Genomic DNA, 22,555 nt, shown 5'->3' on the forward strand with positions numbered 1-22,555 from the left:
AAACAAGCCATCCACCGGCGTGTCGAAAACACCCAAAAACCACAATAAAACCACCAACAAACCACCCTCATCGCCACTCTGTGCACCTCGGAAACTGCCTCCCATCGGCGTGTCGCCCTCCCAACATCTCACGTACGTGTCGTCATACAGGAATGACGACACGGCTCCGGAGACACCTTAACGTGTGTGTTGCCAGGCAGAGACGACAACACGCACCCGTAGCCGCCGCCAGACGTACGTGCCGATATATGGAGACGACAACGCGTCATCACGAATCGTGCTAAGCCTGTAGTCATGAAGAAGATCGCAGTATTGACAGGAGCGGGCATCTCCACATCGGCCGGCATCCCGGACTTCCGCGGGCCGGAAGGCGTGTGGACCAAACACCCCGAGCAGCAGAGCGTCTATGACATCGACGCGTTCCTCCATGACCAGCAGGCACGCGAATACTCCTGGCGCTGGCAGAAGGAGTCGCCGGTATGGAACGCACAGCCCGGCGAGGCACACAAAGCGCTGGCCCTCCTTGAACAGGCCGGCATGCTCACACTGCTCGCCACGCAGAACTTCGACGCACTGCATGAGAAGGCGGGCAACACCGACAAGGTGATCGTGAACCTGCACGGCACCATCGGCACCTCGCACTGCATGACATGCCACGCCAAGTACGACACCGCCGACATCATGGACCGGCTGGACGAACAGCCCGACCCGCACTGCCGCCGCAAGCTTCCGTACCGCGGCAACATGCCCTGCAACGGTCTGATCAAAACCGACGTGGTCTACTTCGGTGAGATGCTGCCGGAAGGCGCCATGGAAACGTCGATGAAGCGCGCCTGCGAAGCCGACGAGTTCTGGGTGATCGGCTCCACGCTGGAGGTGTTCCCGGCGGCCTCGCTCGTACCGGTGGCGGCCCAGGCCGGGGTGCCCATCACCATCATGAACATGGGGCGCACACAGTACGATCGGCTGGCCACACGTCTTATCCATGAGGACATCGCCGTAGCGCTGCCTCGTCTGGTCGACCAGACTCTCGCCGAGTGAGGTTCGCGCTACCTCAAGATTCGATCATCGGATGACGGAATATGGCCGATGCGCGATTCGATCCTTGAGGTAGTGCGAACCGTCATACGTCATACCGCCAGGATTTATCGGTGATCACCCGGGCCATGGCCAGCCCGATCGGCAGGCACACGATGACCATGAATGCGCGGAACGCCCAATCCAAGGCCAGCTGGGTGTCGAACTGCCCCAGGTGGAACATCGCGCGGTACAGATACATGCCCGGCACCATGATCACGATGGACGGCACCGTCAGGCAGATACGCGGATAATCCAGGTAACGCGGCAGCCATCCACGCCGGACCGAGGACCGCCATCCCGCCGCCAGCAGGCCGGCCAGCAGCGCGCCGACGAAGGCGCCGGCCTCGGCCGGCAACCCATAGTCCACAATGATCAGGCGGAACGTATCGGTGATGGCGCCGATGGTGGCCGCCACCAGGCACATGCGCTGCGGGGAGTTGAACAGTATGGAGAATCCCCACACCCCCACGAAGGCGGCCACAAAGCGCAGGCAGTTGTTCAGCAGCGGGTCCAGACCCAGCGGTTCGAAGCCTCCCGGGTTCAGATGCACCACAAACGCAGTCATCCAACCGGCCAACGTGGCCATCAGGATGATCGCCAACGTATAGCACAACCGCTGAATGCCGGAGGGGAAGTCGATCTTGGCTATATCCAGGCCACCGGTGATGAGCGGGAAACCCGGAATCACGAACAGCATCGCACCGATATAGGCGGTGTCATGCTGCAACGCCACCGGATCGATCAACCCGATCACGCGCAGCACGCCCGTGCATGCCAGCGCGGCCACGGCCACGCAGACGAAGGTGACGAAGAACTGGTTGAGATGCTTGGCGAACAGCCGTCGGCGCAGCCACTGCCCCAGACCGGCGCCGACGAACGCGCCGACCATGTCATAGATGCCGCCGCCCAACAGGAAGACGAACGCCGCGCAGGCCACGCCGGCGGCCAGTCCCGACTGCCACGGCGCATACAGCGGCTTACGACGTTCGATCAGATCCAGCCGGTCATGGACCTGGCGCACGGTCAACGCCGGGACCTGCCGCTTCGGGTCGGAAGCGGCGGCGATGTGGTCGAAATGTTCGGCGTATCGTTTGGGCGTCCGTTTGGCACGCCTGCCGTGCCGCTCATCGGATGTGGGGGAGTCGCCGTCGGCATCCGGCGCAGGCCCCTCCGCCGATGCCGTCTTCTCCGCCGGTTCGGATTCCCGCTCGTCGCCGGCATCCGGCGCGAATTCTTCCGCCAACGAGGTCTGTTGATTCCCGCCATCGGCGATCGCCTCGATGACCTCCTGCGCGGTCTCCTGCGCGGCCTGGTCCTTCTCCACCGCCCTCATCAACGAGGTGCGGGCCTCGGGATCGTCCAGATGCTCGACGAGTTCCTCCGATACCACCGATTGCGCGTGATATACCGACCCTTTGCCCAGATGGATGTTGAACCAGTCGGCGAAGTGCTCCAACAACCAGATGCGTTCGGTGTTCACACCGGTGGTCGGCAGGTCGATGACCTCGGTGATGCGGTTCTTTCCGTCCGTGCAGGTGGCCGCGATATCGGTCAGGTTCACGTCGGCGCGCACGTGCACGCCCAGCGGATAGGCCACGCGGTGCATCATCTCACGCACCCGGAAGCTGCCGGTTCCCGCGCCCAGGTCCAGCATGCCGACGCGCACGATCACACTGGCCTTGGCGGCGATGCCGGCCTGTGCGATCGGCCGATCCCAATCGCGTTCGATGTCCTCCATATCCAGCGGGATGGAGTGCGTGTGGTAGTTGCTGACGGCTGTGGCGGTGCCATCATTCTGTGTGCGGCGGAATCTCACCCTTCCAGTAGTACCGCACGGCATGGCCGAACATCTGCGCCGCCCGGGACGCGGGGCGACGGCGAAAAAACGCCGTCAGTATGCGAACGCGTGCCGTCATATGCTCAAGGTCAAGTCGTACAATGAACGAGACAACCGCCGGACCTGCGGCTTTGGGTTCGCAACGGTCGGCCAACACAACCGCGGAGGAGCCGCGGATGGCCGACTGACCGAGCAACCGTGGGACGGGGCTAAGGAGGTCCAAACTATATGACAGATAACAATCACGCCATCACCGAGGAATTGGCCGTTGTGGCACCGATGGGCACGAAGGGGACCGAGGAGCACGAACTACCGCCCTCGCTGCGCAACAATATGGAGCTGTGCCTGCAGATTCTGCGCGAGGTGCTCAACGAGTTCGATCCCAAATTGCTGAACATGTTCGACGAGGTCCGTACCGACGCGGTCGAGGCCAGCGCCGAGCATTTCGCCGGATTCCTGAGCGATTCGGATCACGGGAACGAAGGCTTGCGCAAGGCGGTCGAGATCATCGACGCGATGAACCTGCACGATGCCCAGTTGATGGCCCGTGCCTTCACCACGTACTTCCATCTGGCGAATCTCTGCGAGGAGAATCACCGTGTGTCCGTGCTGCGCCAGCGCGAATCCGAGGTGGACGAGAACCAGGCCGTCGATCCGGTCAACGAGCTGACCGTGGCCTATCACCAGCTGATTACCGAGATGGGGCCGGCCAAGGCCAAGGCCCTGCTGGAGAAGCTTGAGTTCCACCCGGTGTTCACCGCGCACCCGACCGAGGCCCGCCGCAAGGCCGTGGAAGGCAAGATCCGCCGCATCGCCGATCTGCTGGAGGTGCGCCCGCTGCTGGGCGGCTCCGAGAAGCGTGAGAACTACCGTCGTCTGTTCAACGAGATCGACGCGCTGTTCCGCACCTCGCCGATCGAGCACCGCAAGCCGACCCCGGTCGAAGAGGCCAACACGATCATCGACATCTTCGATTCCACGCTGTTCCATACGATTCCTCAGGTCTACCGTCGGTTCGACGACTGGCTGCTGGGCGACCAGGCTGGTCTGGTGGAGCCGGCCTGCCCCGCGTTCTTCCATCCGGGTAGCTGGATCGGCTCGGACCGCGACGGCAACCCGAACGTCACCGCCAAGGTGAGCCGTCAGGTGGCCCGCAACTTCAGCGACCATGTGATCGCCGCGCTGGAGGAAGCCACCCGCACCGTCGGCAAGAATCTGACGATGGATTCCGAGGCCACGCCCGCCAGTGAGGAGCTTCGTCTGCTGTGGGGCCGTCAGAAGGAGATGAGCGAACGGCTCACCCAGAACGCCGACCAGCTCTCCGCCAAGGAGCCGCATCGTGCGGTCATGCTGGTCATGGCCGACCGCCTGCATTACACCATCGCGCGTGACACCGATCTGATGTACCACAGCTGCGAGGATTTCCTGGCCGATCTGAAGATCGTGCAGCGCTCCCTGGCCGCCAGCGACCCGCGTTCGGCGTACGGCCCGCTGCAGGACCTGATCTGGCAGGCCGAGACCTTCGGCTTCCATATGGTGGAGATGGAGTTTCGCCAGCATTCCGTGGTGCATTCGCGCGCCCTGGAGGACATCCGGGAGCACGGTCTGCATGGCGAGCGCGGACCGCTGCAGCCGATGACGCAGGAGGTGCTTGACACCTTCCGCGCCCTGGGAGCCATCCAGAAGCGCAACGGCTTGAAGGCCGCCGGACGGTACATCATCTCGTTCACCAAGTCGGCGCAGAACGTGCGCGACGTGTACGAGCTCAACCGCCTGGCGTTCTCGAATCCGAAGGATGTGCCGGCCATCGACGTCATCCCGCTGTTCGAGCAGCTGGAGGATCTGCAGAACTCGGTGAACGTGCTTGACGAGATCATCAAGATCCCGGAGATGCAGGCCCGGCTCAAGGCCACCGGCGGCAAGATGGAGGTCATGCTGGGCTATTCGGATTCCTCGAAGGACGCCGGCCCGACCACCTCGATCTTCGCGCTGCATGAGACCGAAGGCAAGATCGTTGAATGGGCGGAGCGGAACAACATCGACCTGACGCTGTTCCACGGCCGCGGCGGTGCCGTCGGCCGCGGCGGCGGCCCGGCGAACCGCGCGGTGCTGGCCCAGCCGAAGGGCTCGGTCAACTGCCGGTTCAAGCTCACCGAGCAGGGCGAGGTCATCTTCGCGCGCTACGGCAACCCGACGCTGGCTATCCGCCATATCGAGTCGGTCGCGGCCGCCACGCTGCTGCAGTCCGCGCCGAGCATCGAGAAGCTCAACACCGAGATGACCGAGAAGTACGCGGACATGACCCAGCAGCTTAACGACGCCTCGCATGAGCGCTTCCTCGATCTGCTTGGCACCCCGGACTTCGCGCCGTGGTTCTCGATCGTCACGCCGCTGACCGAGGTCGGCCTCCTGCCGATCGGCTCCCGCCCGGCCAAGCGTGGTCTGGGCGCCAAGTCGCTGGACGATCTGCGTACGATCCCGTGGGTGTTCGCCTGGGCGCAGGCCCGCATCAACCTGGCCGCCTGGTACGGCCTGGGCACGGCCTGCGAGCAGTTCGGCGATCTGGATACGCTGCGTCAGGCGTACAAGGAGTGGCCGCTGTTCTCCACGTTCATCGACAACATCGAGATGTCAATCGCCAAAACCGACGAGCGCATCGCCAAGATGTATCTGGCGCTGGACGACCGCGAGGATCTCAACGAGAAGGTGTTGGGCGAGATGGAGCTCACCCGCAAGTGGGTGCTCCGCATCGTCGGTGACGAGTGGCCGCTGGAGCACCGCCATGTGCTCGGCCAGGCCATCCGCATCCGCTCGCCGTATGTGGACGCGCTCTCGCTCACCCAGGTGCTGGCGCTCAAGTCGCTGCGCCGCCGTGTGGACAAGGAGGAGCTGAGCCAGAGCCAGCAGGCCGGGTTCATCTACCTCATCCTGTGCACCGTGTCGGGCGTCGCCGCCGGCCTCCAGAACACCGGCTGATCCGGATAGCGTAAGCGAAGGCCCCGTAGGCGCGGGATCGTCATGTTCGACGATCTGCCGCCCACGGGGCCTTCGTTGTTCCGGTTCAGACCCGCACGATCTCAATCAGACGGATCGTTTCGGGATGGCAACGGGGGATGCGCACGCCGATCGTGCCCAGGGCCACGCCGGTGATGGTGGCGTCCGGACCCAACGGACCCGACTCCGGCAGCGGATCCCAGTCGCGGCGGGACGCCTCCCGCAATACGTCCTCGGGGTCCTCGGCCACCGGTCCCGCCCACCGCAGCCGGTAACGCGCCTTCGGGTCCAGGCCGGGGACACGCAGCCACACGCCACGGTTGGACGGCGACTCCTCGTATTGCACGTGGGCGATGATCGCCCGGGAGGCATCATCGGCGACGACGCCGTGCGCCATGACACCCGGATCGGTCACGTCCAGCCTCACGATGTGCCCGGAGTGCAGGAAAGCGCGTTCCTGCTTATACCAGGCGATCCATTGCGCGATCCGTGCCAGATCGGATTCGCTGGCCTGCCGGATGTCCCATTCGATGCCGAAGGAACCGAACACGGCCGTGGCGGCGCGGAAGTCCAAGGTGTAGGTGCGTCCGGTCTGGTGCGACGTGGTGGCGGAGATATGCATGCCCATGTATTCGGGGGCCACGGTCTGCACAGTCCACCGCTGGATACGTTGGCGGGACAGGGCATCGGTCATGTCCGAGGTCCAGACGCGCTCGACGTGCTCGATGACGCCCAGATCGATGCGGCCGCCGCCCGACGCGCAGGATTCCCACTGGATGTTCGGGAAGCGCCCGCGCAGCGTGTCCAGGAGGCGGTAGTAGGCGACCGTCTGCTCATGCACGGCCGGGGCGCCGCCGCGCGTGTTCGTGCCGGCTTCGAGCAGGTCGCGGTTGTGGTCCCATTTGACGTAGTCCACATCGCATTCGCCGAGCACGGTGCTGATCTGTTCAAGGACGTGCGCGAAGGCGTCCGGATTCGTCAGATCGAGCACCTGCTGGTTGCGATGCGGCAACGGCAGGCGACCGGTGGCCTGCAACACCCAGTCGGGGTGCTCGCGGTACAGGTCGGAGTCGGGGTTGACCATCTCCGGCTCGAACCACAGACCGAACTGCATGCCGTGGTCGTGAATGGCGTCGGCGAGCGGCTTCAAGCCATCCGGCCAGACGCTGGGGTCGACCCACCAGTCGCCCAGTCCGGCGGTATCCGTGCGGCGGGCATGGAACCAGCCGTCGTCGAGCACGAACCGCTCCACGCCCAGACGTGCGGCCCTGCCGACCAGGTCCAGCACCACGTCGGGGTCCTGATCGAAGTACAGTGCCTCCCACACGTTCAGCGTCACCGGCTGGCTGGCCGGGTGCGCGGGCAGCGAACGTTCCCAGGCGTGCAGGCTGTGCGCCACGCCGTCCAGGCCGTCGTTGCAGGCGGCGATCACGATCCACGGCGTCGTGTACGTGTCGCCGGTGGTCAGGACCACCTCGCCCGGTTGCAACAGCTCACCGGCGAACACCGCGGTTCCGTCCTCGGTGATGCGGTCGACGGCCAGCACCGTGTTGCCGCTCCACGCCGGCTGCACGCCGAGCATGGAACCGGAGCCGAAACAGAAGCCTTCGGTGCCCGCGATCAGCGCGGTGCCTTCGAAGCTGGGCTTGCCGCGTCGGAATTCGCGCACCCAGGTGCCGTCGGCGACCCGGTGGCGCTGCGGCTGGCGCTCGTTCTCATGCCGGCCGGTGAAGTCGATGAACTCGCTCTGGTCGTCGCGCAGAGGGACGCAGACCTCCAGCCCGTCGACCACATAGCTGCCGGGGCAGACGTTGGTCAGCGCATGGCGGATGCGCAGGGACCCGCCGACCATGGGTTCGATCTCGGTGGTCAGGGACAGACCGGCGTTCACGTCGTGCGCGGTCAGGGACAGCCTGCCGCCGTCGACCGCGGGGGCGTGATCCAGGATGAATCGGGGTGACCAGTCCAATCCGGTGGCCACATCGCCATCGTCGGATATGACGCGGTGCCCCCGCAACGAGGGGCGACCGTACAGTCCTAGCGCATGCTCCGCCAACAGCGGTGTGCGGCGAGGCGTCTGCCGGGGCAGCCCGTAGTAGGCGGCCGGATCGGCGCAGCTGACGACGGCTAGGACGTCCGGCAGATCGTCGCCGGCGGTGGTGTCGTCCAGAATGATGCGGGTGATGGGGGAGTCGGTGATGATGGAGGGGAACAACATGTCGAGTCCTTGTTGTGATGGCCGGCGGGATGCCGGCCGGTACGGGGGATGCGCCCGTGCGCCGGCCATGCGGTCAGACGCACGGGCACGGGTGAAGGTGCGGTCGGTCTTCACATCTTACTTGACGGAGCCTGCCACCATGCCTTCGATGAAGTAGCGCTGCAGGAACAGGTACAGCACCACGATCGGCAGCGCCGCCATCAGTGCGGCCGCGGCGCCGACGCCGAGGTTGTTCGAGTTCGAGGCGAAGAACGAGGCCACGCGCGGGGCGATTGGCTGCATCGACGCATCGGTGATCAGATAGTTCGACAGCGCGTACTCGTTCCACACGCCCACGCTGGTCATGATGACCACGGTGGCGGTGACGGGCTTCAAGAGCGGGAGGATCAGTGTGAAGAAGATCTTCGGCTTGCTGGCACCGTCCACCATGCCCGCCTCGTCGATCGAGGCCGGAATGGCGCGGATGAACGCCGTGTACAGGAAGATGGCCAGCGGCAGGTTGGTGGTGCTCAGCACAAGCACGATGCCCCAGTAGGAGTTCACGCCGCCGATCTGCACCAGGAACGAGTACAGCGGCACCAGGATGGACAACGGCGGGATCATCATGATGGCCAGGATGCCGGCGGAGACCAGCTTGTTGCCGCGCGTCTGGCGACGGGCCAGCGGGTAGGCGGCCGCGGCGCCGACCAGGCAGGTGATGACGGTGGAGCACACGGTGATGATCACGCTGTTGACGATGGCCTTGAGGATGCCGCCGTCGGTGATGGCCGTGGCGAAGTTGCTCCATTCGAAGTCGAAGCGCAGGAACAGCGAGCTGGACAGGTCGTCCGACGGCTTCGAGGAGGCGCAGATCGCCAGCCAGAACGGCAGCAGCTGGATCACGCACATGATGATGAGGAACACGTAGGCGAGCCACCTGAAGCTGCGGTGCTCCTTCTTGCCGACGATGGTGACGCCGGGTTGTTCGGTTGCGTTGCTCATGGTCGTTCCCTCCTTAGTTCCAGCCGAGCTTGTCGAGGCCCTTGTTCATCACCGTGGTGACGACGGCGATGATGATGAAGAGCACGACGCCCATGGCCGCCGCATAGCCGGCGTTCTGGTTGTCGAAGTACTGGATGCTGATGTAGCTGGACACCGAGTTGGTGGAGTAGCCCGGGCCGCCGCCGGTCAGGACCTTGATGACATCGAACAGCTTCAGGCCGCCGATGAGGTTCAGGACCACGGAAGTGGTGAACGACGGAGCCAGGCCCGGCAGGGTGATGTTCCAGAACATCTTCCAGCCGCTGGCACCGTCCAGGCTGGCCGCCTCGACCACCGACTGGTCCAGGCCCTGCAGGCCGGCCAGGTAGATGATCATCGACGTGCCGACGAACTGCACCGAGTTCACCACCAGGATGATGATCAGGGCGGTGGTGGCGTTCTGGAACCACACGACCTTCTCCAGCCCCAGTGCGGAGAGGATGGTGTTCAGGGCGCCGGTGTCGTACTGGAAGATGAAGTAGTACATCGTGCCCATGATGACCGCGGAGACCAGGGCGGGCAGGTAGATGATGGCGCGCATCAGGTTGCGACCCTTGATCTTAGAGTTCAGCAGCAGGGCCAGGCCCAGACCGAGCACCTGCTGGATGATCGTGGAGCCGATGCCGTAGATGAACGTGTTGATCAGCGTCATGCGGAAGTTCGCGTCACGCAGCATCGTCACGTAGTTCGACAGGCCCACGAAGATCTTCTCGGGGTTGAAACCGTCCCAGCTGGTCAGCGAGATGCCGATGCCGGAGATCAGCGGATACAGCGAGAACAGCACGAGCATGATCAGTGCCGGTGCGTAGAAGAGATTGACCGAAGCGCCCTTGAAACGGTCCCGCCACGACTTCGTGGCGACCGCGGGCTCAGCATTCTTGCCGCTCATTGGTTGTTCCATTCCTTTCTTGCAGGCTCATTGATCAGGACTTGCGACGGTACAGACTGATGAAGGAGGTCTCCATCTGCTGGGCGGCGTCCTCGGAGCTGACCTGTCCGTTGATGATGCTGTCCGTGGTGGTGATCAGCGTGTTCCACATGCCGTTGGGCAGGTAGACACGGTCGAAGATCAGCGTGGTGCCGGTGTCCTTCTCGGTGACCCACTTGTCATAGCTGGACTGCACAACGCCCATCTCCGGCTTGATGGTGGTCAGTGCGGGGGCGTTGTTGACCACCGCGTTGAACACCTGCATATGCTCGGGCTCGGCCATGAAGTCGATGAACTTCAGCGCATTCTCCTTGGCGGCGCTGTCCTTCGAAACGCCCAGCGCGTAGTCCTCGCCGGTGATCAGGTACGGATCGCCCACGGCGGAGGGGTACGGCATGAAGCCCAGCTTGGCGTCGGGGTTGTAGGCGAGCACGTTCTGCGCGCCGCCATTCGGGTTGAACAGGAACGCCAGCTCGTTCTGTGCCATACGACGGGCCAGGTCGTCGAACGTGGCCGACGAGTAGTCGATGTTGAAATAGCCGGCGTCGCGCCATTGCGCCAGGATGTCGGCCATCTCGATGTAGGGTTCCTTGACGAACGTGCCGTCGAGCAGCTGGTCGAGTTGGTCGTCCGTATACACCGACGGCAGCATGTAGTCGGCGATGTTGCCGGCCGTGTAGTTATCCTTGCCGGAGGCACCCAGGCAGGTGGCCCCGGTTTCGGTGATGGCCGCGCACGCCTCGGAGAAATCGTCCCAGCTCTGGATGTCCTCGGGATCCACACCGGCCGCTTCCAGCACCTCCTCGTTGTAGAAGATGCCGGTGACGGCCACATCCAGCGGCAGGGCGTAGAAGCTGCCGTCGTCCTTGCTGATCGACCCCATGATCAGCGGGTTCACGTCGTCGGCCCAGTCCCTGGTCTGCAACGGTTCCAGGAAGTTCGCATACCGGTCGCGGGACCAGCCGTGCGTGTTCCAGATGTCCGGGGCGTTGCGGCCCGCCAGGCGCACGCGCAGATCCTGCTCGTAGGACGTGGTGCCGGCAATCAGGTTGATGGTGACGCCGGGGTTCTCCTCCTCGAACTCGTCGACGAGCTGCTGCATCGCCTCAAGTTGCGCGGTTCCGGTGGACATGCCGGTCATGAACTCGATGTGGTTCGGATCATCCTGCTTGCCGCAGGCGGACAGTCCGGACACCGTGATCATGCAACATGCCGCAGCGGCAATAAGTCGTCTTACTCTCATCGCTACCTCTTTGTTGCCTTGTGTGTGCGGAGGCAACTGCGCCCCCGCCCGTTCCGCTTTCGCGTTCCGACAGTACCCAGTTTACTCGGGTAACTTAGGTGTTAACACACGGCGTGTCGTTGGATAAAACGCTATATTTCAACTTTTTACACATATCTCAGGTTCAACATTTTACGTTATGTTTACTCAAGTAACTACTGCAAACGTTGGCATAGTCGCACCATTCCGTCCACATACCGCGCGAAAGACGACCGCAACCGTGGCACCGCCGCCAGACGTGCGCCTGCGCCATCCACCCACACATAAACAACGCGCGACCGCATCCCGACGCCAGCGACGACGTCGCCCGCCATTCATATACGTGCAGACAACGACTCCACCCCGCTCCGACGATACGCGAATACCACAACGTGTCGCCGCTGCCATGACCACCTTGCCCCAGACCGACGGCGAACCGACTAAAATGGGAACAATCCCGCACAAGCCAGCACGACAAGACACCGAAAGGCAGGCACCGTGACCACCCCCGCATCATCCGCATCGGGCCGCAAACGCACCACCCGCACGGATGTCGCACGCCTGGCCGGGGTGTCGACGGCCACCGTCAGCTACGTGCTCAACGGCGACGCGAACAGGGTATCGCCGGAAACCGCCCGCCGAGTGCTCGACGCCGCAGAAAAACTCGACTACCGCCCCAGCATCATCGCCCGCGCGTTGAAAACCGGCAAAACCGGCATGCTCGGCATTGTGGTGCCTGACATCACCAACCCGTACTTCGGCGAACTGGTGGAACAGCTGGAACGCGGCGCCACCGAGTACGGCCATTCGCTGGTGGTCAACCTCTCACATGGCCTGGCCGACATCGAACGCACACGCGTCGAGGAGCTCTCGGACCGCAACGTCGATGCCATTTTCCTCTCCCCGGCGCAGAACGACGCCGAACTGGGCGCATTGACCCGGCAGGGCAAGCACATCGTCATCCTCGACCACACCTCGCCGATCGGCGACATGAAATGCGTGTCGACCGACTTCTATCAGGCCTCCTACGACATCGCCGCACATCTGCTCGGACACGGACGCCGACGAGCGGCCATGTTGTTCGGCGACGAAGCCGCGCTCTCCGACCAACGCGTCATGGGCTGGACACAGGCCCACCGGGACCTCGGACTGCCCGCAGGACCCGTTTACCAATCGGATTTCACCCGCGAAGGCGCCTATCAGATCACGGTGAACCTTCTTACACGGCCCGCACAGGAACGCCCCGACGCCATCTTTGCGGCCTCCGATCTGGAAGCCCTCGGCGCACTGCGCGCCATTCACGAGGCCGGCCTACGCGTGCCGGAGGACATCGCACTCATCTCCTTCGACGGGACCGCCGAGACGCTGTACACCTGGCCGCAGCTGACCACCATGCAACAGGACACCATGCAGATCGCCCGCTGCGCCATCGACGCGGCGCTGCGCCCGGACACCACCCCGGACGTGCAGCTCGTCCCCGCCAAACTGATCATCCGCCGATCCTGCGGATGCAGGTGACGGGCCGCCACAGCGTACGCCCCTCAAACCACTCGAATCCTAACATGTTAACGACGAATCCTAACATGTTAGAACTCGTGTTAACGGAGTGATAGCGGAGGCGGGGCGCCGCACGGCACCCTTGAGTTGCGAATGTACGAAATCGGATTATCATAGATGCTGATTGTCCGAACTTTGACAAAACAAGCCGCAGCGATCACCGATTGCCGCGGCTTTCCTGACGTCAGAGACGGATCGGCATCGGGAACATCGTTGTACAGAACCTCGATTCCAGGTAACGCCAACGGATGCGACCGACACCCGAGTCCCATTCGGACCGGCACGATGCATACGCCGACAAAGCGTATGCGCCAACACAACACATAACAGGAAAGAGGGGATGGCCATGTCCGACACCGCGGCAACACTGCTGGAACGGTTCAACCGATCCTGGAAGGGCATCGATCGCGTCTACCACGAGATTGCCCGGCGCAGCGGCCTGTCCGACTGCGCGTTCTGGATCCTGTACGCCCTGCGCGACGCCGGCACCGACATGCCGCAGAACGAACTTTCCCAGGTCTGGCTGTACAGCAGGCAGACCGTGTCCTCCACCCTGCGTCAGCTTGAGGAACGCGGACTCATCAACGTCCAGTACGCCGCCGGCAGCCGTCGGGACAAACAGATCAGCCTGACCGACGAGGGCGAACACTTCACCGGCGTATACATCGAGCCGGCCATGCAGGCAGAGAAGAAATCACTGCTGGCCCTTGACGAGCGGGGCCGGGATGCGCTGATCGCCGGCATCGACCGATACGCGGGACTGCTCAACGACGCGATGGAGGCCATATGTCTCCCCGGCCCCGCACCGGTTCGGGACGCCGACCAGCTGGCGGCGGACGGACCGGATACCACGGACGCCACGGACACACCCGACACTTCAAATGACACCGAACCGAACGACTTGAACCAGGAAGGAGAGTAGAACACCCATGAAACTGCTGTTGCGTTTCCTCAAACCGTACAAGGGTCTGATTGCGGCGACAACGCTGGCGCTGCTGCTGGATGTGGCCGGCGCGCTGTTCATCCCGACCATCCTGGCCGAGATGATCAACATCGGCGCCACCGACGGCGGCGTCGACCACATCATCTCGACGGGCGCGATCATGATGGCCGTGACACTCCTGTCCGGCGCGGCATCGCTGGCCGGCAGCTACCTGTGCGCCAAATTGTGCTCCAACGTCGGGCGCGACATCCGCAACGCGATCTACGACTCCTCGCTGGCCTTCTCGGACGGCGACTTCAAGGAGTTCGGCACCGGCTCGATGATCACCCGCACCCTCAACGACGTCAACATCATCCAGCAGGCGCTGATGATGGGTCTGCAGATCCTGCTGCCGGTGCCGATCATGTGCGTGATGGGCGTCACGCTGTCGTTCATGCTCGACGTGCAGATGGGCTGGATCATGCTCGCCATCGTCGTGATCGTCGTGATCCTGGCGGCGCTGATCGTTTGGAAGGCGGCGGGCATCTTCGAGAAGCTGCAGAGCTACATCGACCGCATGAACGTGGTGCTGCGCGAGAACATCACCGGCGTGCGCGTCATCCGCGCGTTCGGCCGCGACCGCCATGAAATCAAGCGCCTCGACAAGTCGTTCTCCGACTACGCGAACAACGCGATCCGCGTCAACTACCTGTTCGCCGGACTCGACAGCTTCACGTTCTTCCTGATGAACATCGCGATCGTGCTGATCATCTGGGCGGGCGGCGACCGCGTCGGCGTGCACGCGATGCAGATCGGCGACATCACCGCGTTGATCGAGTATTCGATCCTGATCCTCTTCTACATCATGATGGCGCAGTTCGTGGCCCTGATGGTGCCGCGTGCGATCATCTGCATCAGCCGCGTGCGCGCGGTCATCGAGAAGCAGCCGAGCATCCGCGACGGACAGCCGACTGAGGCCTCCACCCGCGAGGCCACGCAGGCCTGGATCGGACAGACCGACGACGGCCGGCAAATCGTGCCGCAACCGGACGCCGCAACCGGTGCGATGATGACACTGGAGGAGATGGCCAAGGCCCGTGCCGCCAACAACCCGAACCCGAAGGTCGCCTGTTTCAACCACCTCTCGTTCCGTTTCCCGGATGCGGAGGAGGACACGCTGCACGATCTGACGTTCTCCTGCCGCCGCGGACAGACCACCGCCATCATCGGTCCGACAGGTTCCGGCAAGTCGACGGTCGCCCGGCTGATGCTGCGCCTGCTCGACGCTACCGACGGCCGCGTGCTCCTGCACGGCCGCAACGTCAAGGACATGACCCAGCACGAGCTGCGCGAGCATATCGCCTACGTGCCGCAGAAGGCGTGGCTGTTCTCCGGCACGATCGCCGACAACCTGCGGTACGGCAATCCCAACGCCACCGAGGAGGAGATGTGGCACGCGCTGGATATCGCGCAGTCGGGCTTCGTGCGCGAACTGCCACTGGGGCTGAACACGCGCGTGGCGCAGGGCGGCACGAACTTCTCCGGCGGCCAGCGTCAGCGTCTGGCCATAGCCCGCGCGCTGACCCGCAAGGCCGACCTGTATATCTTCGACGACAGCTTCTCCGCGCTCGACTTCGCCACTGATGCAGCGCTGCGCAAGGCGCTGGCCGTTGAGGTCAAGGATTCGGCCATGCTGATCATCGCCCAGCGCGTGAGCACCATCGTGCACGCCGACCAGATCATCGTGCTGGAGGACGGCCATCTCAAGGGCCGCGGCACGCACGAAGAACTGATGCGCACCTGCGCCACCTATCAGGACATTGCCCGCTCGCAGATGCGCGCCGAGGACCTCGCCGAGTTCGAGGCCAGAGCGGCGGCCGACGCATCCGCCGCCGAAGCCGGAAAGGAGGAGACCCGATGACCCAGACCACCGAAACCGACGAGACCCACCGCGACGAGGCCGCCGCCCGAGGCGACTGCTCGGCCACCGACACCCCGCGCGATCCGATCGTACAGGCCGACCTCGCGCCCGACGAGGAGGAGCTGGAGGTCCCCCGCGACCTGAAGCGCACAATCCGACGCCTCTGGGACGCCTCGCGCGAGCAGCAGTGGCGCCTGTACGTCGTGGGCGTCTCACTCGTGTTCTACGTCATCATCACGCTGGCCGGACCGATCTACACCGCGTATCTGCTCGACCTGCTGTGGGACAAGATCCAGGCCGCCTTTGCAACCGGCGAGACGTTCACGATCACGTGGATGGACGGCGGCATCCAGACGATGGGACTGCTGCTGCTGTACACCGTGCAATGGGTGTTCTACTCGGCGCAGACCTTCATCATGGCCAGCTTCGCCGAACGACTGAACCTCAAGCTGCGCAATCAGGTGGGCGCCAAGCTCACCAGGCTGCCGCTCAAGTACTTCGACGCGCATCAGCCCGGACGCATCATCAGCCGCGTGACCAACGATCTGGACAAGACCAGCGAAGTGCTGCAGACCGGTCTGCTGCGTCTGCTCGTGGCCGTCGGCAACGTGACCGGCGCCGTGATCATGATGTTCACGATCAACGTGTGGCTCACGCTGATCTTCCTGGTGTTCGCGATCGGCTCGGGGGTCGTAACGAAGGTCGTGGCACGCAAAACGCTGATCCTGGCCGCCGAACGCCAACGCAGCGTCGGCATCCTGACCGGCCACGTGGAGGAGGCCTATTCCGGACGCGCGATCATCCGCGCGTTCAACCAGGAGGATTCCAGCTCACGCCGCATCCACGAGGCCACGCAGGATCTGGCCGACACGACGCGCCGCGCCGATTTCATCACGAACGCAATCAACCCGGCCATCCGCCTGATCACCCGCTTCTCGCAGGTGTTCATCGCGGTGCTGGGCGGATTCTTCCTCGTCGCGGGCAATCTGACGATCGGCACGTTCCAGGCCTTCTTCCAGTACATCAACCAGGCCTCGGAACCGCTGACCGAGATGTCGTTCATGATCAACAGCCTGCAGTCGGCCTTGGCTTCGGTGGAGCGCGTGTTCGACATCCTGGACGAGGACGAGATCGAACCCGATCCCGCCGAGCCGGAGCGGGTGGCCGAGCCAATCAGCGGCCGCGTCGACTTCGAGCATGTGAAGTTCGGATACGATCCGGATCGTCCGCTGATGAAGGACGTCTCGTTCACGGCCGAGCCGGGCCACCGCACCGCCATCGTCGGCACGACCGGCGCCGGCAAGACCACGCTGATCAACCTGCTCATGCGGTTTTACGAGATCGACGGCGGCCATATCCGCCTCGACGGCGTGGACACGCATGATATGGACCGCATGGACCTGCGCCGCCACTTCGGCATGGTGTTGCAGGACGCCTGGCTGTTCGACGGCACCATCGCCGAGAACATCGCGTACGGCCGGCCGGACGCCACCCGCGAGCAGATCATCGAGGCCGCCAAGATGGCACGCGTCGACTACTTCGTGCGCACGCTGCCCGACGGCTATGACACGCGCCTGTCCAACGACGCGGAGAACATCAGCCAAGGGCAGCGCCAGCTGCTGACCATCGCCCGCGTCATCCTGTGCGATCCGAAGATCCTGATCCTGGATGAGGCCACGTCCTCCGTGGACACGCACACCGAACAGGAGATCGGCAAGGCGATGGATACGCTGATGCACGGGCGCACGAGCTTCGTGATCGCGCACCGTCTGTCAACGATTGTTGACGCGGACCTGATCCTGGTCATGGACCACGGCACGATCATCGAGCAGGGCACACATGCCGAGCTGCTGGCCGCGGACGGCGCCTACGCCAAGCTGTACAACAGCCAATTCGCGTAGGACCCGACCGACCACGGCAATACAAACCCGAACGGCCCCCGATTCCCACAGGGACGGGGGCCGTTCGCATAGCATCTGCCAGCGATCCGGCCATACCGCCGACAGATGTCGGAGCAACGACGTCCGCCTGATGAGCGTCGGCAGCGGCGGGTGGTATCATCTCGATACAACGTTGACGCATCCGCGGGGTGCCGCGGGATCGACTGCAATCAAAGGGGAGCGCGATATGGAGATGCAGGACGTCAGGGAATCGACGGCGAACGCGACCTGGAGCCGCATGCTGGCGGGCAACCGCCGGTTCGCCGAAGGCAAGGCCGAGCATCCGTGGCAGGATGTGCAGACGCGCGAATCGCTGATCGACCGGCAGACGCCGGATGCGGCCGTGCTGGCCTGCTCCGACTCGCGCGTACCGCCGGAAATCATCTTCGACGCCGGACTCGGCGACCTGTTCACGGTCCGCAACGCCGGCCACATGGTGGACGACGCGGCGATCACATCGCTGGAGTATGCGGTCGCCAAGCTCCATGTCAGCCTGCTGGTCGTCCTCGGCCATGAACGCTGCGGCGCGGTCGCGATGGCGTCGGACGGCCTCGACGCCCTGCTCGCCCGGGCCACCGCCGAGATCGAAGACTCCCTGGCGGCGGCCGAGGCGATGGATACGCTGGACGAGCGCATCGCCGAAGACGCGTCGATCATCATGCGTCAGATCGGGTTCTCGGTCTGGCAGGCGCGCGAAGCGGAGCTGGAGGACGCCGCCGACTACGAGCGCGTGCACATCGCCCGCACGATCGAGGAACTGGTGACCCGGTCGGAGGTCATCCAGTCCGCGTTGGCCGAGGAGCGTCTGATGATCGTCGGCGCCCGCTACCAGCTGGAATCCGGCAAGGTGGAGGTCCTGAGCTTCTAGGCGCCGAGCAGGTCCAGCATCTGGGCCACGTTCCGCTTGCCGAACTCGATCGTCTGCGAGCCGTCGGCTTTCGTGATGACGATGCACGGCACGCTCATCACGTTGTAGTGGTCCTTGATGTCCGGGAAGTGCGCCACGTCATAAGCCTCGGCCCGTACCAGCGGGTTGGCGGCGGCGATGCGCTGCGCGGCGAGCACGGTCTCCGGGCACATCGTGCAGGTCAGCGAGACCAGCAGCATGATGTTCACCGGCTCCTTGATCGCGTCGATACGGGACGTCGCATCGGCATCCAGCGCCTGGCCGGGGCCGGCCGCGTTATACAGGCCCAACACGAACGAGTTGAACTCGTGGCCGCTGGGCACGCCATGGAACGCGAGTCCGGTCGGACGCACGTCGCCGTCCCCGTCCGCCACGCACATCCGCACGCAGGGCAGCGCCTCGGGCAGCACACCGGCCGGATCATACGCCGCATCAGACGCGGCCGTATGCCGTTCGACGGCGATCTTGCCGCCGCTCAACGCGGCCAGTTCGCCGATGAAGCCGTCCAGCTGCGCCGACAGCGGGGAGCCGTCAAGATCCAGCCGCAGCGTCGCCGGACGTGCCATGCGGCCGAACACCACGTCGAGCTGTTTGCGGATCGCGTCGTTGAAGAAGCCGGACGACTTGCCGACGGCACCGGATGCGGCATCGGCGGAACCCCCGTCGCGCGTGGGCGCAGGGGCCGGGGACGTGCCGGAACGGGCCGCCGAAGCCGCCGCATCGCGTTCCCGACGCTCGTACGCCGAATCGACGGGACGCGGCGGCACCAGACCGGTCCGCTCGCTCATCTGCGAGGCGTACCGCTCCAGTTCCACGGCCGCGATTGCGCCGTCGGCCGTCGCGGTGACGACCTGCCGCAGGTTCTTGACGCGCAGATCGCCCGCCGCATACACGCCCGGCACCGAGGTCTCCAGATAGCCGTGCGTGACCACATACCCCTGTTCGTCAAGTTCGACGACGCCGCGCACCAAATCGGTGGCGGGCACGTAACCGGCGAATACGAAGACGCCGAATGTGCCACCCGCCGACGGCCGCCACGTCTCGACGGCCCCGGACGCCACGTCGCGGATCGTCGCCTCGGTCAGGCCGCCTTGCCCGGCGGTGACGCCGTCGAGCACGGTGTGGTAGCGCACCTCGATCTTCGGGTTGTCCTTCGCCTCGGCGGCCACCGACGCATCGCAGGTGAAGTCGTCCTCGCGCACCAGGATCGTGACCTTGCTGGCGTATTTGGTGAGGAACACCGCTTCCTCGGCCGCGGCGAACCCGCCGCCGATCACCAGCACCTCACGGCCGGTGAAGAACTCGCCGTCGCAGGTCGCGCAGTAGGCCACGCCGCGGCCGGCGTATTCGGATTCCCCTTCGAACCCGAGCTTGCGCGGGCTGGCACCGGTGGCCACCAGGATGCCGAAGGTCCTCAAATCGCCGCGCGAGGTGTGCACGACCTTGACATCGCCCTCCACATCCAGACCGGTCGCCTCGGCGCTAAGGAACTCGGCGCCGAAATCCTGCGCCTGCCGGCGCATCGTGGCCGTCAGCGCCCTACCGCTGGTCGTGCCGACGCCCGGATAATTGACCACTTCATCGGTGATGGTGATCTGGCCGCCGAAATCGGCCTTCTCCAGGATCAGCACGCGGTAGCGCGCCCGGGCCAGATACAGGCCCGCGGTCAGGCCGGCGGGGCCGCCGCCGATCACAATCACGTCATAGAGATTCTCGTCCTGGACCATTGCGTCCTCCTTCCATCACCCCGTACCGGTAGTCCGACCGCGACGGTGAGGGGAGACCGTGCATCACGCACCGGTCTCCCCTCGTCATCGGTTGTCAGCCGTATCGACCGCTGTCAGGGGTGTACCCGAATCAGAGCTGGCCGACCAGATCCAGCGTCGGCTCGATGGTCTCGTCGCCGGGCTGCCACTTGGCCGGGCAGACCTGGTCGCCGTGCTCGTACACGAACTGCGAGGCCTGCACGCGGCGCAGCAGCTCGTCGGCGTTACGGCCCACATTCGAGGAGATGACCTCATAGGCTACGACCTTGCCCTCGGGGTTGACGATGAAGTCACCGCGCTCCGCCTGGCCAAGCGCCTCGTTGTAGGTGTCGAGGTCGCGGGCCAGCGCGGCGGTCGGATCGGCCAGCATCGGGTACTGGATCTTGGCGATCTTCTCGTTGGCGTCGTGCCAGGCCTTGTGCACGAAGTGGGTGTCGCAGGACACCGAGTAGATCTCGCAGCCGATGGCCTTGAACTCGTCGTACTTGGCGGCCAGGTCCTCCAGCTCGGTCGGACACACGAATGTGAAGTCGGCGGGGTAGAAGAAGAACACCGACCAGTGGCCGAGCACGTCGGCCTTGCTCACTTCATGGAAGGCGTCGTTCTGGTAGGCGTTGACGGTGAAATCCGTAAGTTCATGCTGCAGAAGGGTCATTGTCGTTCCTTTCGTTCTGACGCGGGACGGCGTGATCGCACCGTCGCGTCTGCCTTCATCGTAGCCAAGAAAGCTTGGAATTCCAGTCCTGGAACTGTGAGATTGCCCACACGGCCGACCCCCGAACGGCCGGCACCCCCATTGACGTGCCAATGCCCTAGTGTTGATGACATGTCACTTGGTTTGAACATCCTGCTCATCTTCGTGTTCCTGTTGGTCGGCGCCGTGTTCGCCGGCACCGAGCTGGCGCTGGTCTCGCTGCGCGGCTCCCAGATCGAGCAGATGGAACAGACCGACGCGAGAGGAGCCCGCGTCGCCAAAATCGCCCGCGACCCCAACACCTTCCTGTCCACCGTGCAGATCGGCGTCACGCTTTCCGGCTTCCTGTCGGCATCGTTCGGCGCCTCGTCGCTCGCCCCATACATCATCCCCGTCGTCCAAGGGTGGGGCGTGCCGAGCGTGGTGGCCAATCCGCTGGTCACCGTGGTGCTGACGCTGGTCATCTCCTACTGTTCGATCGTGATCTCAGAGATGGTGCCCAAGCGCATCGCCATGCAGAAGGCCGAGCAGATCTCCCGTGCCGTCGTGCCCGCCATCGACGCGTTCGCGAAGGTCTGCAAGCCGATCATCTGGCTGATCGGCAAGAACACGAACGGCATCGTCCGCCTGCTCGGCTTCGACCCGAACGAGACCGAAAGCGAGGTCTCCGACGAGGAGCTGCGCGTGCTCGTCAACACCAACACCAACCTGAGCAAGGACGAGCGCACCATCTTGGATGACGTCTTCGACGCGTCCGAGACGATTGTGGCCGAGGTCATGCGCCCGCGTGCCGACGTGGTCTTTCTGGACGGCGACCAGACGCTGGAGGAGGCCGCCGCCTACGTACGCGAGATGCCCTACTCCCGATATCCGGTGACCGGCAAGGACTTCGACGACGTGCTCGGTTTCGTGCACGTGCGCGACCTGCTCGACGTGCGTGACCCGAACGCCAAGATCGTGGCCGACGTGGTGCGCGAGGGCATCTCCCTGCCCGGCACGTCCAAGCTGCTGCCGAGCCTGTCGCTGCTGCGCAAGCGCGGCATCCACCTGGCCGTGGTCATCGACGAGTACGGCGGCACGGACGGCATCGTGACGCTGGAGGATATGACCGAGGAGCTGGTGGGCGACATCCGCGACGAATACGACCTGCCCGAGGAGAAGGGCGGGGAACACCGCGAGGCGACCGTATTCGTTGACGGCGTGGCCACGATCGAGGGCGGCACCACGCTGGAGGACTTCGAGGACCTGACCGGCATCGAGCTCGCCGACGGCCCGTATGAGACGGTGGCCGGCTACTTCCTGGCCCAGACCGGCAAGATGGGTGCCGAAGGCGACGTGCTGCACTCCGACGACGGCTATGACATGGTGATCACCAAGGTCGACGGCCGCCGCATCGAGACCATCGAGGTCCGCAAGCAGACCGCGGAATCCGACGACTGATCCCGTCCGTCACCCATCGCCCGCACGCAGGCGCGACGCCCCCGTTGTGAACCGCACCCCGATTGTTGGA

At 64.4% G+C, this 22,555-nt stretch carries 15 protein-coding genes; 8 read left to right on the top strand and 7 right to left on the bottom strand.

Annotated features, from left to right (window positions below; all coding sequences use genetic code 11):
- Positions 1 to 294: 294 nt before the first annotated feature.
- Positions 295 to 1,041: an SIR2 family NAD-dependent protein deacylase gene (locus B4C31_RS07100; RefSeq protein ID WP_291531914.1), complete on the top strand. Its 747-nt coding sequence runs from the start codon at positions 295 to 297 to the stop codon at positions 1,039 to 1,041.
- A gap of 82 nt (positions 1,042 to 1,123) precedes the next feature.
- Here the strand turns inward: B4C31_RS07100 and B4C31_RS07105 are convergent, their stop codons facing one another.
- Entirely contained in the window at positions 1,124 to 2,920 is a 1,797-nt protein-coding gene (locus B4C31_RS07105) for a threonine/serine ThrE exporter family protein (protein WP_414631857.1), read from the bottom strand.
- A 225-nt stretch (positions 2,921 to 3,145) separates the two neighbouring features.
- Here B4C31_RS07105 and B4C31_RS07110 point away from each other — a divergent pair, with 225 nt between their 5' ends.
- Positions 3,146 to 5,893, top strand: a complete 2,748-nt coding sequence (locus B4C31_RS07110; RefSeq protein WP_291531915.1) for a phosphoenolpyruvate carboxylase — start codon at positions 3,146 to 3,148, stop codon at positions 5,891 to 5,893.
- An 85-nt stretch (positions 5,894 to 5,978) separates the two neighbouring features.
- Here the strand turns inward: B4C31_RS07110 and B4C31_RS07115 are convergent, their stop codons facing one another.
- The 4 genes from B4C31_RS07115 to B4C31_RS07130 form a co-directional block, all read right to left on the bottom strand.
- On the bottom strand, positions 5,979 to 8,129 hold the full coding sequence (locus B4C31_RS07115) for an alpha-galactosidase (RefSeq protein ID WP_291531916.1): 2,151 nt from the start codon (positions 8,127 to 8,129) through the stop codon (positions 5,979 to 5,981).
- Between the two features lie 117 nt (positions 8,130 to 8,246).
- Positions 8,247 to 9,110 (bottom strand): carbohydrate ABC transporter permease, encoded by an 864-nt coding sequence (locus B4C31_RS07120; RefSeq protein ID WP_291531917.1) that lies wholly within the window; start codon positions 9,108 to 9,110, stop codon positions 8,247 to 8,249.
- A 13-nt stretch (positions 9,111 to 9,123) separates the two neighbouring features.
- Positions 9,124 to 10,038: a carbohydrate ABC transporter permease gene (locus tag B4C31_RS07125; protein ID WP_282941791.1), complete on the bottom strand. Its 915-nt coding sequence runs from the start codon at positions 10,036 to 10,038 to the stop codon at positions 9,124 to 9,126.
- A 34-nt stretch (positions 10,039 to 10,072) separates the two neighbouring features.
- The gene (locus B4C31_RS07130; RefSeq protein WP_291531918.1) at positions 10,073 to 11,272 is read right to left on the bottom strand and encodes an ABC transporter substrate-binding protein; all 1,200 of its coding nucleotides are present in this window, start codon (positions 11,270 to 11,272) and stop codon (positions 10,073 to 10,075) included.
- A 564-nt stretch (positions 11,273 to 11,836) separates the two neighbouring features.
- On the opposite strand from B4C31_RS07130, the gene B4C31_RS07135 reads away from it, so the two are divergent.
- The 5 genes from B4C31_RS07135 (at position 11,837) to B4C31_RS07155 (ending at position 18,546) form a co-directional block, all read left to right on the top strand.
- A complete protein-coding gene (locus B4C31_RS07135; protein WP_291531919.1) occupies positions 11,837 to 12,856 on the top strand; it encodes a LacI family DNA-binding transcriptional regulator in 1,020 nt (339 codons plus the stop codon).
- 385 nt (positions 12,857 to 13,241) lie between these two features.
- Positions 13,242 to 13,817, top strand: coding sequence for a MarR family winged helix-turn-helix transcriptional regulator (locus tag B4C31_RS07140; RefSeq protein ID WP_291531920.1), 576 nt, complete (start codon positions 13,242 to 13,244; stop codon positions 13,815 to 13,817).
- Between the two features lie 7 nt (positions 13,818 to 13,824).
- Positions 13,825 to 15,738 (top strand): ABC transporter ATP-binding protein, encoded by a 1,914-nt coding sequence (locus B4C31_RS07145; RefSeq protein ID WP_291531921.1) that lies wholly within the window; start codon positions 13,825 to 13,827, stop codon positions 15,736 to 15,738.
- Positions 15,735 to 17,639 (top strand): ABC transporter ATP-binding protein, encoded by a 1,905-nt coding sequence (locus B4C31_RS07150; protein ID WP_291531922.1) that lies wholly within the window; start codon positions 15,735 to 15,737, stop codon positions 17,637 to 17,639. Before B4C31_RS07145 ends, B4C31_RS07150 begins: the two co-directional genes overlap by 4 nt.
- A gap of 226 nt (positions 17,640 to 17,865) precedes the next feature.
- Positions 17,866 to 18,546 carry a carbonic anhydrase gene (locus B4C31_RS07155; RefSeq protein ID WP_291531923.1) on the top strand — a complete coding sequence of 227 codons (681 nt, stop codon included), beginning with the start codon at positions 17,866 to 17,868 and terminating at the stop codon, positions 18,544 to 18,546.
- Here the strand turns inward: B4C31_RS07155 and B4C31_RS07160 are convergent.
- Both B4C31_RS07160 and ahpC read right to left on the bottom strand, forming a co-directional pair.
- The gene (locus tag B4C31_RS07160; protein WP_291531924.1) at positions 18,543 to 20,312 is read right to left on the bottom strand and encodes an FAD-dependent oxidoreductase; all 1,770 of its coding nucleotides are present in this window, start codon (positions 20,310 to 20,312) and stop codon (positions 18,543 to 18,545) included. The genes B4C31_RS07155 and B4C31_RS07160 overlap by 4 nt on opposite strands.
- Before the next feature lie 130 nt (positions 20,313 to 20,442).
- The gene (ahpC, locus tag B4C31_RS07165; RefSeq protein WP_033510255.1) at positions 20,443 to 21,006 is read right to left on the bottom strand and encodes an alkyl hydroperoxide reductase subunit C; all 564 of its coding nucleotides are present in this window, start codon (positions 21,004 to 21,006) and stop codon (positions 20,443 to 20,445) included.
- A 171-nt stretch (positions 21,007 to 21,177) separates the two neighbouring features.
- On the opposite strand from ahpC, the gene B4C31_RS07170 reads away from it, so the two are divergent.
- Entirely contained in the window at positions 21,178 to 22,485 is a 1,308-nt protein-coding gene (locus tag B4C31_RS07170; RefSeq protein WP_033510256.1) for a hemolysin family protein, read from the top strand.
- Positions 22,486 to 22,555: the final 70 nt, after the last annotated feature.

Source organism: Bifidobacterium sp. UBA4282, assembly GCF_002394995.1.
GTDB classification, from domain to species: domain Bacteria; phylum Actinomycetota; class Actinomycetes; order Actinomycetales; family Bifidobacteriaceae; genus Bifidobacterium; species Bifidobacterium pullorum_B.